The sequence below is a fragment of the Nostoc sp. genome (genome assembly GCF_036919555.1).
In the GTDB taxonomy this organism is placed as follows: Bacteria; Cyanobacteriota; Cyanobacteriia; order Cyanobacteriales; family Nostocaceae; genus Nostoc.
In genome coordinates, this window is record NZ_JBALCS010000039.1 from 290,032 (window position 1) to 306,672 (window position 16,641).

19 protein-coding genes and 1 tRNA gene are annotated in these 16,641 nt (G+C 42.4%); 14 read left to right on the plus strand and 6 right to left on the minus strand.

Going from position 1 to position 16,641, the window contains the following annotated elements; all coding sequences use genetic code 11:
- The first annotated feature begins 199 nt into the window (after positions 1-199).
- Entirely contained in the window at positions 200-1,672 is a 1,473-nt protein-coding gene (locus V7K36_RS12305; RefSeq protein ID WP_335116018.1) for a glycoside hydrolase family 13 protein, read from the plus strand.
- A 569-nt stretch (positions 1,673-2,241) separates the two neighbouring features.
- On the opposite strand, the gene V7K36_RS12310 is transcribed toward V7K36_RS12305, so the two are convergent.
- Positions 2,242-2,661 carry a fasciclin domain-containing protein gene (locus tag V7K36_RS12310; RefSeq protein WP_335116020.1) on the minus strand — a complete coding sequence of 140 codons (420 nt, stop codon included), beginning with the start codon at positions 2,659-2,661 and terminating at the stop codon, positions 2,242-2,244.
- A 157-nt stretch (positions 2,662-2,818) separates the two neighbouring features.
- On the opposite strand from V7K36_RS12310, the gene V7K36_RS12315 reads away from it, so the two are divergent.
- From V7K36_RS12315 to V7K36_RS12345, 7 genes are all read left to right on the plus strand, one after another.
- Positions 2,819-3,055: a DNA-directed RNA polymerase subunit omega gene (locus V7K36_RS12315; RefSeq protein WP_334832704.1), complete on the plus strand. Its 237-nt coding sequence runs from the start codon at positions 2,819-2,821 to the stop codon at positions 3,053-3,055.
- 102 nt (positions 3,056-3,157) lie between these two features.
- Positions 3,158-3,799 carry a hypothetical protein gene (locus V7K36_RS12320; protein ID WP_442948457.1) on the plus strand — a complete coding sequence of 214 codons (642 nt, stop codon included), beginning with the start codon at positions 3,158-3,160 and terminating at the stop codon, positions 3,797-3,799.
- A gap of 197 nt (positions 3,800-3,996) precedes the next feature.
- Complete coding sequence (locus V7K36_RS12325; RefSeq protein WP_335116082.1) at positions 3,997-4,362, plus strand: DUF1818 family protein; 366 nt, start codon at positions 3,997-3,999, stop codon at positions 4,360-4,362.
- A 50-nt stretch (positions 4,363-4,412) separates the two neighbouring features.
- A tRNA-Pro gene (locus V7K36_RS12330) sits at positions 4,413-4,486 on the plus strand.
- Between the two features lie 288 nt (positions 4,487-4,774).
- Positions 4,775-5,206, plus strand: coding sequence for a DUF2358 domain-containing protein (locus tag V7K36_RS12335; RefSeq protein ID WP_335116022.1), 432 nt, complete (start codon positions 4,775-4,777; stop codon positions 5,204-5,206).
- Positions 5,207-5,330: 124 nt separating this feature from the next.
- A complete protein-coding gene (locus V7K36_RS12340; RefSeq protein ID WP_335116024.1) occupies positions 5,331-5,465 on the plus strand; it encodes a hypothetical protein in 135 nt (44 codons plus the stop codon).
- Positions 5,466-5,472: 7 nt separating this feature from the next.
- The gene (locus V7K36_RS12345; RefSeq protein ID WP_335116026.1) at positions 5,473-5,685 is read left to right on the plus strand and encodes a hypothetical protein; all 213 of its coding nucleotides are present in this window, start codon (positions 5,473-5,475) and stop codon (positions 5,683-5,685) included.
- Positions 5,686-6,039: 354 nt separating this feature from the next.
- Here the strand turns inward: V7K36_RS12345 and V7K36_RS12350 are convergent, their stop codons facing one another.
- Together V7K36_RS12350 and V7K36_RS12355 are read right to left on the minus strand one after the other, a co-directional pair.
- The gene (locus tag V7K36_RS12350; protein WP_335116028.1) at positions 6,040-6,672 is read right to left on the minus strand and encodes a TenA family protein; all 633 of its coding nucleotides are present in this window, start codon (positions 6,670-6,672) and stop codon (positions 6,040-6,042) included.
- Positions 6,673-7,018: 346 nt separating this feature from the next.
- Entirely contained in the window at positions 7,019-7,789 is a 771-nt protein-coding gene (locus V7K36_RS12355; RefSeq protein ID WP_335116030.1) for a pentapeptide repeat-containing protein, read from the minus strand.
- Between the two features lie 536 nt (positions 7,790-8,325).
- On the opposite strand from V7K36_RS12355, the gene V7K36_RS12360 reads away from it, so the two are divergent.
- The 6 genes from V7K36_RS12360 to V7K36_RS12385 all read left to right on the plus strand — a co-directional run bounded on the left by V7K36_RS12360 (position 8,326) and on the right by V7K36_RS12385 (position 14,446).
- Entirely contained in the window at positions 8,326-8,592 is a 267-nt protein-coding gene (locus tag V7K36_RS12360) for a type II toxin-antitoxin system HicA family toxin (protein ID WP_335116032.1), read from the plus strand.
- Entirely contained in the window at positions 8,576-8,788 is a 213-nt protein-coding gene (locus V7K36_RS12365) for a type II toxin-antitoxin system HicB family antitoxin (protein ID WP_335116034.1), read from the plus strand. Before V7K36_RS12360 ends, V7K36_RS12365 begins: the two co-directional genes overlap by 17 nt.
- A 338-nt stretch (positions 8,789-9,126) precedes the next feature.
- A complete protein-coding gene (locus V7K36_RS12370; RefSeq protein ID WP_335116036.1) occupies positions 9,127-10,911 on the plus strand; it encodes an ABC transporter ATP-binding protein in 1,785 nt (594 codons plus the stop codon).
- Positions 10,912-11,186: 275 nt separating this feature from the next.
- Positions 11,187-11,378 carry a hypothetical protein gene (locus V7K36_RS12375; protein WP_335116038.1) on the plus strand — a complete coding sequence of 64 codons (192 nt, stop codon included), beginning with the start codon at positions 11,187-11,189 and terminating at the stop codon, positions 11,376-11,378.
- 495 nt (positions 11,379-11,873) lie between these two features.
- Positions 11,874-13,667: an ABC transporter ATP-binding protein gene (locus V7K36_RS12380; protein ID WP_335116041.1), complete on the plus strand. Its 1,794-nt coding sequence runs from the start codon at positions 11,874-11,876 to the stop codon at positions 13,665-13,667.
- 482 nt (positions 13,668-14,149) lie between these two features.
- The gene (locus tag V7K36_RS12385) at positions 14,150-14,446 is read left to right on the plus strand and encodes a hypothetical protein (RefSeq protein WP_335116043.1); all 297 of its coding nucleotides are present in this window, start codon (positions 14,150-14,152) and stop codon (positions 14,444-14,446) included.
- Between the two features lie 254 nt (positions 14,447-14,700).
- Here the strand turns inward: V7K36_RS12385 and V7K36_RS12390 are convergent, their stop codons facing one another.
- From V7K36_RS12390 to V7K36_RS12400, 3 genes are all read right to left on the minus strand, one after another.
- Positions 14,701-15,249, minus strand: a complete 549-nt coding sequence (locus V7K36_RS12390) for a GIY-YIG nuclease family protein (RefSeq protein WP_335116045.1) — start codon at positions 15,247-15,249, stop codon at positions 14,701-14,703.
- 60 nt (positions 15,250-15,309) lie between these two features.
- Positions 15,310-15,651, minus strand: a complete 342-nt coding sequence (locus V7K36_RS12395; protein ID WP_334942235.1) for a hypothetical protein — start codon at positions 15,649-15,651, stop codon at positions 15,310-15,312.
- 251 nt (positions 15,652-15,902) lie between these two features.
- Entirely contained in the window at positions 15,903-16,445 is a 543-nt protein-coding gene (locus V7K36_RS12400; RefSeq protein ID WP_335116048.1) for an MFS transporter, read from the minus strand.
- Between the last annotated feature and the right edge of the window lie 196 nt (positions 16,446-16,641).

Genomic DNA, 16,641 nt, shown 5'->3' on the forward strand with positions numbered 1-16,641 from the left:
GTATTAATTAGTTCTAACTATTTTAGCATATTTAGTGGCAGGTACGACGCTAGTAAATATAAAGCGGTGCTAGAAGCACGGGGTTTTAAACCCAATTCCCTAATAACTACTAACAAATGACAGATTTTCTATCATAAGTAAGAGCCATAAAGAAGCTAATATTTGCAACGATCGCTTCTGAAGGTACAAAAAGTTATTCATGCAAATTCAAACACCAGACTGGGTAAAGCACGCTATTTTCTACCAAATCTTTCCAGACCGCTTTGCCAGAAGCAAAAAGCCGCGCAAACGGCTGTTGCACGAAGCCCGTTGGGAAGATTGGGAAGCTATGCCCACACTTCAAGGTTATAAAGGCGGCGATTTGTGGGGGATCATGGAGCAATTAGACTATATCCAGGATTTGGGAATTAACGCGATTTATTTCACACCGATTTTTCAATCCGCCAGCAATCATCGCTATCATACCCACGATTATTACCAAGTTGACCCGATGTTAGGGGGCAACGAGGCTTTTAAGGAATTGCTCGATGCAGCCCATGAACGGAATATCAAAGTTGTTCTGGATGGCGTGTTTAACCATTCCAGTCGGGGCTTTTTCTTTTTCCATGACGTTTTAGAGAATGGCCCCCATTCGCCTTGGGTAAATTGGTTCAAAATAGAAGGCTGGCCTCTTTCACCATACAATGGTGAGTTACCTGCTAACTACGGAGGTTGGGTGGGAAATCGTGCCTTGCCAGAATTTAACCACGATAATCCAGAAGTGCGAGAATACATTATGGAAATTGCTGAATATTGGCTTAAATTCGGCATCGACGGTTGGCGATTGGATGTACCATTTGAAATAAAAACTCCTGGCTTTTGGCAGGAATTTCGCGATCGCGTTAAGGCAGTCAATCCCGAAGCTTACATTGTCGGCGAAGTCTGGGGAGATTCCCGCCAGTGGCTAGATGGGACGCAATTTGACGGCGTGATGAATTATCTATTTGCTGGGCCGACAATTGCCTTTACGGCTGGCGATCGCGTAGTCTTAGAACAAGTCCAAAGCCGCGACTATCAACCCTACCCACCCTTATTTGCCGCCGAGTACGCCACCAAAATCCAAGAAGTACTGCAACTTTACCCTTGGGAAATTCAGCTAACTCAACTCAATTTGCTCGCAAGTCACGATACAGCCCGCTTGATGACGATTGCAGGCGGCGATATACCCAGTATAGAGTTGTCAACTCTACTGCTACTCACCTTTCCCGGCGCCGCCAGCATCTACTATGGTGATGAAGTTGGTTTACCTGGTGGTATAGACCCAGACTCTCGTCGGGGTTTTCCTTTAGAGACTAACTGGAATCAAGAAATTTTCAATACTCACCGCCAATTAATTGCCCTCCGTCAAACTTACCCAGCCTTGCGTACAGGTGATTACCAAGTCCTCTATGCTCAAGGACAACTTTATATCTTTGCGCGAACTTTAGGGACAGAGGAATTGATAATTGCTGTCAACGCTGGCACAAGTTCGGCAACAGCGAATGTAGATATCGCCAGTTTGCGTACTCAACCGAATAAGCTGTTATATGGCACTGCTGAGGTTGAGTGGAATGGTGAAGGGGAAACTCAGGAGTTGTTATTGAGTCTTTCCTCTCGCAGTGGCTGCATTCTGGGAGTAGGGAGTAGAGAGTAGGGGAATAAGCAAAACAAGGGTAGGGCTATTTTATTCTCATCTAGTCCGCCTCAGAATGAATTCACCAGTCGAATGGCACTAAGTTAAGATACAGCCTCTGCCCTGACGGGTTAAGAGCCTCCAGGCTCTTAACCCATCTTGCGAGGTTCTGCCTCCTCTTTCTTGATCAGAGGCAGCAGCCCTCCCGGAATACATTCCCAGTCTGGAGGCTCTTAACGAGGCGAATACTTTTCAAACATCCTCTAATCGCAAAAGTCATCTAAAGACGACTGAGAAAAGGTTAAAGTCCGTTTTAACGGATTTTAGCTAAAAGCCTGTGAACTGAAGTTCTGGGCGGCTTCTGTGTAGAACGAAATAGCCGTTACCCAAGAAAGGCAGAAGGCAGTCTTGCTAGAGGCTCAGTTGGAAGAAACTATATTTTGCCCACAGAAGAGGGGGTTTAAAGCCCCTAAATTTATTTATGAGAAATATGGAAATATATATTTCGAGATGCGTAGCACAAGAAATATTGCCTCCTTATTGAATTCCCTAAATTTATTTATGGGGATTACCTTCTGCCTTCTGCCTTCTCAACTTCCCGCCACCACCCCAGGCATCAACACCGCATCAATAATATGGATCACGCCATTGTCTGCCAGAATATCTGTTTTGAGGATATTGGCGTTATTCACCTTAAATTTACCGTCAGCAGATTCAATGGCTACAATTGACCCCTCAAGCGTCTCTGCCTCATTAATCTGTACCAAGTCATCAGACCGAACATCCCCACTAGCGATATGATACGCCACAATTTTCTTGAGCTTGGGGATATCTTGTAGTAGCGAATCTAAAGTTCCCTCTGGCAGATTGGCAAAGGCTTCGTCAGTCGGTGCAAAGAGTGTGAAAGAACCAGGGCTTTTCAGAATTTCTATGAGATCTGTAGCTTCAGCAGCCTTCACCAGGGTAGTGAAGTTTCCGGCATTCACAGCAGTTTCCACAAGATCAGCCATAAGGATGTGTGACTTTAGTCAGGTAATATTATGAGTAACTTATATTGAATAAAACACTCTCAACCTCTATCAAGAGAGAGGTTGCTAGCGATTAAACAGACAGTAGCAGATTTATTAGTACTGCTACACTGGGGAATGACCCCAAGAACCACTGATTATGCTAAAGCGTTCTAAGTTCGAGACAACTCAATCTCAGATTATGCTCCGTGCTGAAGAGCTGATTGGTGCAGCCTCAAATCGTTACCGCATTACGGTTCAGGTGGCAAATCGTGCTAAACGTCGGCGTTATGAGGACTTTGAAAATAACGAAGATGTGATGATGAAGCCAGTGCTAAGGGCAATTATCGAAATGTCCGATGAATTGACTCAGCCAGAAATTATTGGCGAACTATAAAAATAGTGCTGAGTTGAGAGTGCTGTTAGCGGATAGCTAAGGTTTAGCCCGTGCTGAATGAAAAAGCAGTGTGATAGCACTTTCATTTGAAAATATCGTTCTATGAAAAAGAAAAAACTTCCACCTAGATCAATCCTCTCAAAACTCAGAACTCATTACTCACCACTACTGCTTGCCTTAATGGTAGTGGGTGTAATTCTTTTGAGTTCAGGGGTGGGCAAATTAATACATACAAATTTATTTAGTATCCAACCTGCGATCGCAGCGCCAACGCTGTACGCTCAGAGAATCACTCCTAGCGATGTTTGGCAGTTAGTATATCAGCAATTGCCAGATTTACCACGGGAAAATAAGTATATCAGCAAAGAAAATGGGAAAGTTGCCGAAAACAACACCTTAGTAAGTCGCCTGATTAGATATCACATTTATACCAAAGGGCGTGCCGCAATTTATCGCTTGGATTGGAAGTTGACTTTAGCTGATTACCTGGGTGCGAATGAAATTATGTATGATACTAGCTATCCAGGAAATGATTCATTACGGGAAAATCCGATAGAAGGCGATCGCAAAGCTATCACCCATCTCACCCGCAGCCAGCGAAATGCCCTAGTACAAGTCTTAGTCAATATATTTAATCCCCCTTCCCAAAAAACCCCATCGCCTAGCCCCAACACCACACCCAGTCCGGCTACATCCACTCCCCCACAGCCACCACAACGAGGAGGTGCCGAACTACTGAGGTAACGAGAGAGTTATGAATTGTAAATCAATATAGCGGTTCTCGGCCCTTGTTAGGTATAAGCACCCCACCCCCAACCCCCTCCCCGCAAGCGAGGGAGGGGGCTATGATGTACTACGAAACAACTCCTAAGTCTTGTACAGACGCGGTTAATCGCGTCTCTCCTAACTCCTGTACAGACGCGATTAATCGCTCTCTTTTTATGGAACGCGTTATCAAAACCGGATTTGGTTGGCGTATTGGCTGGAACCCTGATGCATCTGAGTTTAAAGGTTTAGTGGGTACAGATGATTGGGCAATTGAGTTAACGGAAGCCGAGTTAAATGATTTTTGCCGTCTACTAGCACAGCTAGCAGACACCATGAAACAACTCGCAACTGAATTAATGGAAGAGGAAAAAATTGCTTGTGAAGCCGAAAGCGATTTATTGTGGATGAAGGTAGAAGGCTATCCTCATACTTACAGTCTGCGCTTGATCTTGAAGACAGGGCGATGTGTAGAGGGTAAATGGGATGCTTCTGCTGTTCTGGAATTACTGCAAGCTACTGGGATACTTAAAGTTTTTTAAATTTGCCTCTTGATTATCGTAGAATTTTGCTGTATGATGATAAATCTGATCGGGGCGTAGCGCAGCTTGGTAGCGCGCCACTTTGGGGTAGTGGAGGTCGTGGGTTCGAATCCCGCCGCTCCGATTGATGATAAGCCATGCCTGCTAGTCTTTTCAAAAGATTGGCAGGTTTTTCAATGAGGTCTGCAAAACGATGGTCAATCAATTTTGGATTTTAGATTTTAGATTGACTTCTTGGCGCGTCTTTACCCGGAGGTGAAAGCGGTGAATCCTAACTTGCGAGTAGCGATCGCACCTAATATTTATGATTGGGCATTCGATGAATATCTGCAAGACTCAACTACATGACTGAAGTGGCGAATAGTTGATAATAGTTGATATGATTCACCCGCAGATTTAAGGGAAAAGGCGCGTGGAATTTAAATTGCCAGTGGAACGGATAATTAAAACTCTCAAACAAGATTTACCGACACTGTTTGAAAAAGATATTTCCTATGATATTTATACACAGGATATCTATTTTAAAGACCCAGTGAATACATTCAAATACAAATTTAATTATCGCATTATATTTTGGACTTTGCGATTTCACGCTCGGCTATTTTTTACCCAAATTTACTTTGATGTGCATGAAGTCTATCAGTCAGCCGAAGACACTATTTTAGCAAAGTGGACGGTGCGGGGAGTGTTGCGTGTTCCCTGGAAAGCAGGTTTGCTTTTTAATGGCTATTCAACTTATAAACTTAATCAAGATAATTTGATATACGAGCATATCGACACCTGGGATCGCAAACCTGGCGAGATTTTAAAGCAGTTTTGGCAAAGAGGAGAGATGGCTAATTAGGGATTTCCAAGTAAAAAAATATCCCATCGCTTTTATGGCAGGGGACAGGGGAGGGAAAGTCGTTTTGATTCGGTGAAATTGGATAATTTATTTTTTGGAGTTCCCTTAAATAACAAGTTCGGCGATGCTTACGACTGGCGACGCCTACGTATTTGCTATTTCGGCGACTCCATTTGCTATTTCGGCGATGCCTACGGCTGGCTACGCCTACGCATTTGCTATTTCGGCGACTCCATTTGCCAACGTTAGAAGCCCATAATACGCTTTTGTCTAATCTTGAAGAATCTCCTAAGACGATAACTCAGATGGACAAAGGACTCTCGGAACTGTCTGAGAGGATGCTCAGTGGAGTCGCTACTATCTACGGCAAAAACAGCATGGAGTATTCAAAAGCAGGCGGCTCTAGTCGAAAGCGAAGTAAAAAATCTATTTCACAAGTTCCTTCAGTTATAGCGATTCCCATCACTCAACCCGCCTAAACTGCAATTGCCAGTGAGTCACACAATCAGAGAATTTTAGATTTTAGATTTTAGATTTATTCTCGCGTTTAAATTCCCTTGCTCTAAGAGGATGTTTGACAAGTATTGTGCGAATAGAATTCCCGACTACACAAACTCTCATCCACCTCCCTGGACTAATGAAATAAGGGGCTTAAGCCCCTTGTTTTTAACCCACCTCCGTGGGTTTTGTCTGTGTAGCCGCGATTTTTAATCACCGGGGCTAATATTACAGCTATTTTCAGGCGAATAGACCACGCGGTAGGGGCACAGCATTGCTGTGCCCTGACGACAGATGTGGTTCAAATACTTGAATTCTGCTGTAATTTAGACTTTTCAAACTACTCCAAAATCCACCCACGCAGCCTGAAAAAAGTCGCGCTCACAAAACATTGCATAACGATAGGTTGAATCCACAACAGGATTAGTAGTGGCATAATTGTCAACTAAACTTTCTAATTGTTGTGTTAGTGGTTGAAAGTTTGCGCTGCTGTAAGTACGAATCCAGTCTGCATATTGATGATTAGGAATACCGTTACAAGCCAACTGTTCTCCCAAAAAGGCATACAAACGCATACAAGGAGACATGGCCGCAGCAGTTAAACCCACATCTGAACTCCAAGCAGTTGCTAATAAAAAGTCAGTATAGCGGCGGGTGGCAAATCCAGGTTCCACAGAATGCAAATTGACTCCCCACTCTGAAGCATAACCACTATGCAGCCGCAGTTCTTCTAAAACTCCACTAGCTAAGTTATGAAATGTGGTAAAACCTAACCAATCTGGTGCTTTAGCTGCGGCGATACTGTACGCACGGGCAAAAGCGTCTAAGAAAAAAGCATCTTGCCCTACGTAGTAAGCAAATTTCACCTGCTCAAGAGTACCATCGCCAATACCTTGAACAAAAGGATGCTCTAGGCAAGCTTCAGCTAAGTCTTGATTTGCTGCCCATAATTTGTTAGATAAAGTCATTTGTTATTTGTCATTTGTCATCTGTTATTATCCCTCTGTTCTTTCAAATCTCCCTTTTACAGCAGTTTTCATATATTTAAACTACATCTGTCGTCAGGGCACAGCATTGCTGTGCCCTTACCGCGTGGTCTATTTAACTGAAAATAGCTGTAAAAAGGCAGGGTCTATACACAAGTTATCCGATTACCCAAAAGCCCTCTAAAACCTCACCCTGTCCTATCTTTAATCCCTCTCCTTACTAAGGAGAGAGACAGGTTTTACGTAGTAATACCAGGGTGAGGTATCTGAGGAGCTATGAGACTTAACCGTAAATTGCGTCACCAAAGACTTGTGTGTACACCGTAGCTCAAAAAGGGAAGAACTGGAGCAAAATTGAGCCAAGACTTCCTAAAAATTCTACGAAACTGGGGCTACCAGCGCTTACCTTCTCATTTACGGGTGTTTGCAATTCTTTAATAAAAGCTTGAGCTGTTTGCGTTCCCAGGCTGTTGTTTTGAGATGTAAACAATTTTTGAGCAACTTGGGCATCCTGGAATGCACCTTGTCTATCTAGTATTTGGTAACGGGCGACACCACGAGCTAAATAAGCACCCGCATATTCTGGTTTAATAGCGATCGCTTGATTAAAATAACTAATTGCTTGCTGTTGGTTGCCTTTTTGCCCTTCTGCTACACCCCAAGCATAAAATTCTTCTGGTGAAGCAATTTGTGATGGTATACCAACTGCACCCAGAAAGTTAGCGCCATTCAGGTAAGCACCAGTCAGTTCTGCATTTGCTAAATAAGTATTTCTCAAATCAGCACCCGTCAAATTTGCCCCACCAAATTTAGCTTCGCTCAGGTTAACACCAAATAAACTAGCGCCACTCAAGTTTGCACCCCGCAAATCTGCGCCGCTTAAGTTTGCACGGCTGAGGTTAGCACCTGTGAGATTAGCACCGCTTAAATTTGCTCCAGATAAGTCAGCCATCACTAAACCTGCACTAGTCAAATCACACTTTTGACATTGTTTGGTTGCCAATAACTGTTTAACATGTTCAGAATTTGCTGCTTGTACAGTTGTTGTCAAAATAATCGTGGTTAAAAATGTGGCTGCGCCGATAATTTGATTTTTCATATTCGCGTAATATTTCTTACTCAATACTAAACATTGACTGAGACGGATTTATACCTCAGCCTATAATATGAGCAATCTTAACAATTTGCCCTCTGTAGTTGCCTATATCACTTATAAATTTGAGTATAGCGGTTCTCAGTTGGGTTCAATATGCCCGTTTCTTGGAGAGTCAGGATAACTCTAGATTCTAGCTCTTGGCTTATTGAAGTTAGGTGTACTTTATTCATCTAAGAATCGCTATAAACACTCGCCGGTTGTGCAAACTCACTTCTCCAGTCTTCTGGTTTGGAGAAGATAAACTCAATTTTGTAAATAAGCTCAAGGTGAATGTTAAAATAATTGCTGTCAAACTGCTAATTATTTATACTGAGGTTAACTCTTGATAGGCGTACTGTTGCCTTCAAAGGCTAAGTACAAAATTTAATTAATTCGTAGCGAACTTTCTGCGTGTTTATATGTTTAAATTTCAACTCTCAATTCGCCACGATTTTACGCCTCCACAATGTCTAAACAAACATTAAGACAATCAAAAAAACGTGAGTCAGCAAGACAAAATCTTAGATAAAATTCTCTCTGGGACATCTGATACAGACATCCCTTTTGCCCAACTTTGGCAACTTTTATATAGACTAGGCTTTAATGAACGAATTCGTGGCGATCATCGCATTTTTATCAAAGCCGATGTTGAGGAAATATTGAACCTGCAACATAAGAAAGGAAAAGCCAAAAGCTATCAAATTAAACAAGTTCGTGCAGTGATTCTCAAGTATAAGCTAGGAAATAAAAATGATGTTTCGCTATGAAATTATTCTCTACTGGAGTGAATTAGATCAATCTTTTATTGCCGAAGTACCAGAGTTATCAGGCTGTGCTACTGACGGCAATACTTATCAAGAAGCCCTGCATAATGTAGAATTAGTTATGCAGGAATGGATAGAAACAGCTAAGGATTTAGGACGTCAAATTCCTGAACCTAGACCGCGTTTGATGTATATTTAATTGATACGCAAGCTAAGTCGAATTGATTTTTTAGCAGCATCAGAAATATTTGACACCATTTTTAGATACAGACAATAAAAATTTTCGCTTAGAGAGATTTATCCTCTGATTTCTAATGCCTAAATTATCCCTAAAACTTTTTCTTTAGAAAAAATAGAGTAGAACTCAAAACTTGGTTTTGCTATGTAACTGATAGCAGTTGAGATATCCGAGGGAAGTTGGGAATTGCGATAAAAATTTTGATTCAACCTCACAAAATCGCATCGCTCCCACTGATCAATTGGTTTTTTACAATCAAAATAGGAGATAATTTTTCAAAGATACAGGGGTAAATACCATTGGTTCAGCAACCAGAACTCCAGGAAACTTCGTCGATACAGTCAACCGGGCGCGTCCTTAAAAGTTTGAGTACTTACCGATGGACTTCGCTGGGAGCATTAGCCAGCCTGTTGCTGTTGACGATCGCCAACGCACTCACCCCGCAACTATTTCGGTGGGGAATTGATCAGGGCATCAGCCAAAAAAACCTCCAAGTTGTGCTATACAGTGCCGCCTGGATGGTAGTCGCCGCGATCGCTCGTGGTTTATTTAACTTTGGACAAAGCTATTTGGCAGAAGCAGTGTCTCAGGGTGTGGCCTATGATCTACGGAACAGAATTTTCAGCCAGATTCAAAATCTCAGTTTTAGCTATCATGACCAGGCGCAGACTTCCCAACTACTAACCCGTGTCACCAGTGACATTGAGCAAATCCGTACCTTTGTTGGCACCAGCTTAATTCAGGTAATTGGTGGAGTTGTGACATTGGTGAGTGTTTCGGTGATTTTGCTGGTGATGAGCTGGAAATTAGCACTGATTACGCTGACAGTAGTGCCTCTATCTGGATGGGTGATGGCGCGATTCATTACCCAAAATGATAAACTTTTTCGGCAAGTACAAGAGCAACTGAGCGACCTCAATGCTGTATTGCAAGAGAACTTGCTAGGAATACGGGTAGTGAAAGCCTTTGTGCGGGAGTCAACCGAAAGGTCGCGTTACACGACCATGAATGATGCCCTAATCAAGGCAAACATCAAGACCATTAGCGCCATCCGTAATACCTTCCCGTTGATCTTTTTGCTGAGTAATTTGGTAACACTGGCAGTTTTCGGCTACGGGGGAGCGCAGGTGATTGGGCGCAGATTCTCCATTGGGGAACTAGTGGCGTTTAACTCCTACCTAGCGTTGATTCTCCAACCTATTTTGCTGATTGGATTTGCTGCACCCGCGATCGCTCAATCAGCTGCTTCCGCCGAACGAGTCTACGAAGTTGTAGATGCAGAAGTAGAAATTCGCGATCGCCCCGGTGCTGTCCCATTTGACACCTGCGGTGGGAGAATCACCTTTGAAAATGTTTCCTTTCGCTATCCAGGAGGAACAACCGAAACTCTCAAAGAAGTTTCCTTTGAAACAAAGCCTAACGAGTTGATCGCTGTTCTCGGGATGACTGCTTCGGGAAAAAGTACAATTATGAACTTAATTCCCCGTTTTTACGATGTCACAGGGGGAGCAGTTCGCATTGACGGACGAGATGTTAGAAGTTTCACGCTCAAAAGCCTCAGATCGCGTATTGGCATTGTATTTCAGGAAACCACCCTTTTCTCCGGCACAATCCGCGAAAATATTGCCTATGCAAAACCCAATGCAACTTTAAAGCAGGTGATTGAGGTTGCAAAAACAGCACAAATGCACGATTTTATTACCAGTCTGCCCAATGGCTATGAAACGATTGTGGGTGAACGGGGCGCGGGCTTGTCTGGTGGACAAAAACAACGAATTGCGATCGCTCGTACCTTACTGACTGATTACAGCATTTTGATACTTGATGACAGTACCTCGGCCGTGGACGCGAGGACTGCTGCTCAGATTCAAGCCAAACTAGATGACTTAATGCGCCAAAAAGCTTGTACAACCTTTGTAGTGGCTCAACGCATTAGCACCGTCAAGAATGCCGATCGCATTTTTCTCATGGATAAAGGACGATTGGTGGCACAAGGCACTCACGAGGAATTGATGGAAACCAGCCCGCTCTACGGTGTGATTTTAGAATCTCAGGTAAAGCCGAAGAAAAAAAATGACCGTTAGTAGTCTAGGTTTACTGGCGCTGTTTTCGTAAGAATTCACTCCGTCAGAATTCAGAACTCAGAATAGTTAAAGAATCAGACAAAGATTTAATGAATGAATATCCAAATCATACTAAACTCCTTATAAATTCTGACTTCTGACTCCTGGGTGCTGAATTCTTACCTGTTTTCTAAGGACTTCAAAAAACAATGGGTATTATTGATAATGATGAGATGTCTTTAGGCGAAACTAGAGACTGTGGCAGAAAAAGTAAAAGCACGCTTGGATGATTAAAAATGACAGCACAAGAAAGAGAACAGTTAATTAAAGATATCAACGTACTGCTACATCAAGCTTATGACAGTACTTTAGATGAAATTCACGCATACCTAAAAAGAATCGATGATCTAGACGATGAAGAAGACTCAAAAGCCATTCAAGAAGCAAGGATTGATATACGCATTAATGGCACTGTGTCTTGGGATTAAATTCAAAACGAAATAAATAAGGATGTTGCGTCAATCAATTTTGGGTTTTAGACTTTAGATTTTAGATTGACCCCATGTCTAAAGTCATTAGCTCTGTCAAGTAATTTTATATTTTGGATTTTAGATTTATTCTCGCGTTTAAATTCGCTTGCTCTCAGACCTTTTTAAATTTTAGATTTGGAATCTTCTTTTCCATTATCCAAAATTTAAAATCTAAAATTCGGTGGGGAAATATTAGCGCGATCGCTAATAAGATCAAGCAATTCCGGTTATCTGAGGTCAAAATCCTTGTAGGCTGTGGGTTACAGGGTCTACAGTCAGCGCGATGAAAATAAATCGGCACGGACGCGCTAAGGTTCTTACTCAACAATAAATACAGCTAAACTTTTATATTAGTGGGATATGTTCATAGTATTGCTTGAGATTTTTATACAGCCTTGTAATCAAGACAAAGACTTTTAATCCAAAATCCCAAATCTAAAATCCAAAATTTTTATGAGAGTCACAGTTCCCGTTGTTGCATCTGAGCAGGCGAGTCAGCAACTCTCTACCCTGCGGCGCTTTTTACAATACGTGCTACTTTATCGCAAAGAAATTCCCATCGCCCTGACATTAGTATTGATTGGTGCCATAACCCAGGCAATTGGGCCATTCTTTATTGGCTGGTCGATTGATCATCTAATTGCACAAGGGAATTTGCAAGGACTACTGCTGTTATTAGGGCTACTAGGGCTTAACTATGGACTTGGTGTTTTGGCAATCCGGGGTCAAATTATCCGAGTCGGCTGGATTATGCAGCGATTGCTGGCTCAACTGAGGCAAGACATTTTTATTAAAATCCAAAGTCTACCACTCAGCTTTTTCGATCGCAGTGAAGCAGGCGATTTAATGAGCCGCTTGCTAAATGATGTCAATACCGTAAATCAAGCATTTGGACTAACGATCGCTCAAATGCTGGGTAACACTTTTAGTTTAGTCGGCATAATCATTGCGATGCTCTCAATCAACCTGCAACTCGGTTTGTTGAGTAATCTAGTTGTGCCACTGATGATTTTTACCACAAGCTTATTTGCACGTTGGGCAAGAGCCAGATTCCGCGTCACCCGACAAACCATTGGGCAGCTTTCCGCCAAGTTAGAAGAAGATATTGGCAGCGTGCGAGAAGCACAGGCTTTTAATCGTGTACAGATGAACATCGCAGAATTCGATATTCTGAACGCCGCCAATAGAGATGCCAACGTTGAAGCTGTGCTAATTACTTCAGCTTTTCTGCCCTCCATTGATTTTCTCAACACACTAGCAACCGCAGGCGTGCTGGCCTATGGTGGCTATCTCGCGGTAACAGGAGCTGCAACAGTGGGTGTAGTGACATCCTTTTTACTTTACGTCCAGCAGTTCTTCCGCCCGATCCAAATTCTCAGCCAGTTTTACACCCAAGCTCAATCTGCCTTTGCTGGATTAGAGCGAATCTTTCTATTGCTAGATGAACCGTCAGAACTCAAAGACGCACCCGATGCAACAGAAATGCCGCCGATTCAGGGGGAAGTAACATTTGATCATGTTAAGTTTGGCTACAACCCAGATCAACTGGTTCTCAAAGGCGTGAATTTGCACGCCTATCCAGGGCAGATGGTTGCCTTAGTAGGGCCGACCGGTTCGGGAAAAAGTACAATTATTAACTTGATTCTGCGCTTCTATGATGTAACTGGCGGTGCAGTGAAAATTGATAATATTGATGTGCGTAGTGTTACTCAAGCAAGTCTGCGGCGTCAAATTGGCATCGTCCTGCAAGACAATATTTTGTTTAGCGGCACCGTCGCCGAAAACATTGCCTTTGGTGCTCCCCATACTACTCAAGCTGATATCGAAACGGCTGCACAAATGGCAAATGTGCATGAGTTCATTACCTCATTGCCACAGGGTTATACAACTCAATTGGGTGAACGGGGCGCACCCTTGAGCCAGGGACAGCGACAACTAATTAGTATTGCTCGTGCAGTGTTGATCAACCCGCGAATTCTGATTCTCGATGAAGCCACCAGCAGCATCGATACCCGCACAGAAGCGCTAGTACAAACTGCGATCGCTCGCTTGTTGCAAGGTCGTACCAGCTTTGTGATTGCTCACCGCCTTAGTACAGTTACTCAGGCAGATCAAGTATTAGTAATTCAGCAGGGACAAATTGTAGAGCAGGGTACTCACGCCGAACTGATCACTCAGCAAGGTGTTTATGCCAACCTGTATGCTCTGCAACTGGGTGCAGCAGACACAATGGTTCTTCAAAATTAAAAATGAAATGTTAGGACTTACGCACTGTACAAATTAATTTGCATTTACCAAAATAGGTTATTTCAGGGTTTTATTGATGGGAAATAGATCCGCGCTGTCGGTGCAATTCATGAATTGCCCCAACGACAGATGTGGTTTTTTAAATCATCCATATTTGGTATTTCCTGTCAATACAATTAACAGTTAAGTTTTATAGCCCCTGAGATACCTCACCCTGGTTTTACGTAGTAAAACCTGTCCCTCTCCTTAGTAAGGAGAGGGATTAAAGATAGGACAGGGTGAGGTTCTTTTATTATGGGCAATTTAGCGGACATGATATAAGTCTTACAGCAGAATTCAAGTCTTTGAACGACATCTGTCGTAGGGGCACAGCAATGCTGTGCCCTTACTGCGTGGTCTATTTACCTGAAAATAGCTGTAAAGTAAATCTTAAGCTTGTAGGGTACGTTACAATGCGTTAACGCCATTGATAATGCTTGGGAATGAGAGCCAAAATAGAAAATAAAGTGCTTTTTATCCACCACGAAGATTTGCCAGAGTTTAAGAAAGGTGGCTCTGTAGTGAGAAATTCATATTTTTGGGCGCTACGTTCAATTGCTGGTAAAGCTTCCCGTTATCGTGATTGGGAATACGAGATGGAGGTTTGGTTAGCACTTACGCGAATGCTTTTATCGTTTGCTGAATCTGGGTATTTGGGTTATAGAGAAACCTTGCTGGAGTTTCCCTTATCTCAAGGGGAAATTCCTAATTTGCTACGAGATGTGTCTACTTGGGAGTGAAGAGGCATAGGGAGCATCTCAGTTTTGCAAATACACCATAGATTCCTGCTCCCTCTCCTTACTAAGGAGAGGGCTGGGGTGAGGTTTAGGCTTTCTACGAAAGTGAGATGCGCCCAGATGTCTAGCTGTCGGGGTTAGAAAAACCCTTGATTTTACATTAGTCCACGGAGGTGAACTTTACTTGTCTAGTAGCAAATGACCTTCGGCAAATAGTTTTAAAACATCCTCTAAGATAGTTTTCCCGATCATTACCTTCATTTTAAATCTAGTAAACCTTCTTCTTTCAATTTAGGATTGAAGCGAATTTGCATTTGCAAACCACGCCCTTCTAGCAATAGCGTTGAAATTTCTGCTTCTACTCTCCGTGCCACATTTTTAATAATTTTTATTTGTGCTAATTCATCATTAGCTGGATTTTGATATTTTGCTTGTTCTTCAGGTGTCATGATCACTTTGACATCAATGGGATGAGTCCATTTTTCTTTGTTATCCCCATTTCCCCAAGGCACACTACCATTTTCAGCAATCCAAGCATTTTCAGTATTTTCTAAAATTGTGCGACTAGGACGTTCAATAGTTTGAACTTTTACCCAATAGCATTGCTGTGGCTGACGGACTAAATGCTGCTTGAGGCTGAGATAAACATCACGGGAGTATCCGACAAATTGAAGTATTTTTTCTTGGTCAAAGATAGCATATACCCCGATTTTACCCTGAAATTGTTCGGGTAATTGACCGCGATCGTCAATGTAAAGAATGTATTCCAGGGATACCAAAGAAGAAAGATTTGTTTCAAAAGCCATATATCAAGTATTAAACTTCTTATTTGCCTTAAAAATTGAGAATTGCTAACTAGGAAAAAATTATTTTGGAAATTCTTCATTACCCAATTTTTGGTAAATTGCACAAAGGCGACTGGGTTTAAAAATCTTAGCACTAAACATGAAATTTGGTGGGACGTTGACGATGGCATATTCATCAGATTCATGATACTTTTCAAATTCTGCTGGCATTCCTTTAGTGGTAGTTAAGCTGTAAGGAACTGGTTGGAAAAGTAATTCTGTAAATTTAACTTGCTCACACCGCAACTGTTGACAAATTTGGTTTAAGAAAGCAACGCTTGTCAATAAATTGAATAGAGTTTCTTGAGCTTGTGCTTCCAGAGTGAAGCTGCCATCAAAGTTCTGAACGATTTTAAGGGGCATTTTCTATATAGGTAGTTATTAACGACTAAGTGAAAAATCACCACTTTAAGATCAGCCTATTGGATTGTGGGACGTCTGTCACGCGATCGCTTGATCTATATTCTCATTTCATTGCCATAAGCAGGATATGAGCGCGTGTAATAGTTTTTGTCTTGTGCTTGCTTTTTTAATCAGCATTCATCCCCCACTTATTCGAGTCAGTAGGGGATGAATGCTGATTAAGCTAACTGGAATTGGGATGTTTTCAGACTTCAGCTACCACCAGTGACTGTTGGAGGCTTAGACTTGACAACTTCCGAGCGAAATAACAAGATGGATGCGATCGCTGCAAATAACATCACCCCACCGAAGATAGACAAGGCGGGAGTAAAGCCAAATCGCAGCACTTCTCCAAAAATAAATCCACCCGTACCGAAGCCGATAAACAACGTAAACACATTCAAACCCATTGTTTGTCCTGCTCGTTCAGCGTTGAGATTGGTAACAATCCCCGCCAACAGTGGTTGGGTGAGGTCGTAACCCAGTGACAAGGCAGTAGCAGCCAGTGTCGCACCTATCGGCGGTACATTAAAAATTAACACCAGTGGAGCGATCGCGGCAACAGTAAACCCAATCGGAAGTATTCGATTACGTCCCCAACGATCTGCAAATTTACCAATTACCGGGCCAAATAACACTCCCGGAATACCATAACCTAACAGAGTAAGTCCGATTTGAGTTTCATTAAACCCGTAGCGTTGAGACAGATAAAGTCCTAGCCAAGTAAACACACCGGAGTGAAAAATCCCATTCACGAATACATAACCATAGGTTCTCGCACCCCGAGGAGAAATGAGTAGGTCTTTGTAGCCAATCAATAAATTTTTTAAATCAAAGGGTGTCTTTGATTTAGTACTAACCCAAGTTGCTAGTTATTGATTCAGGCGATCGCTTTGTGCAATAAAATTCCCTCCAGAGATGAAAAACGGAGGGGAATATGTTAAGCGAAAT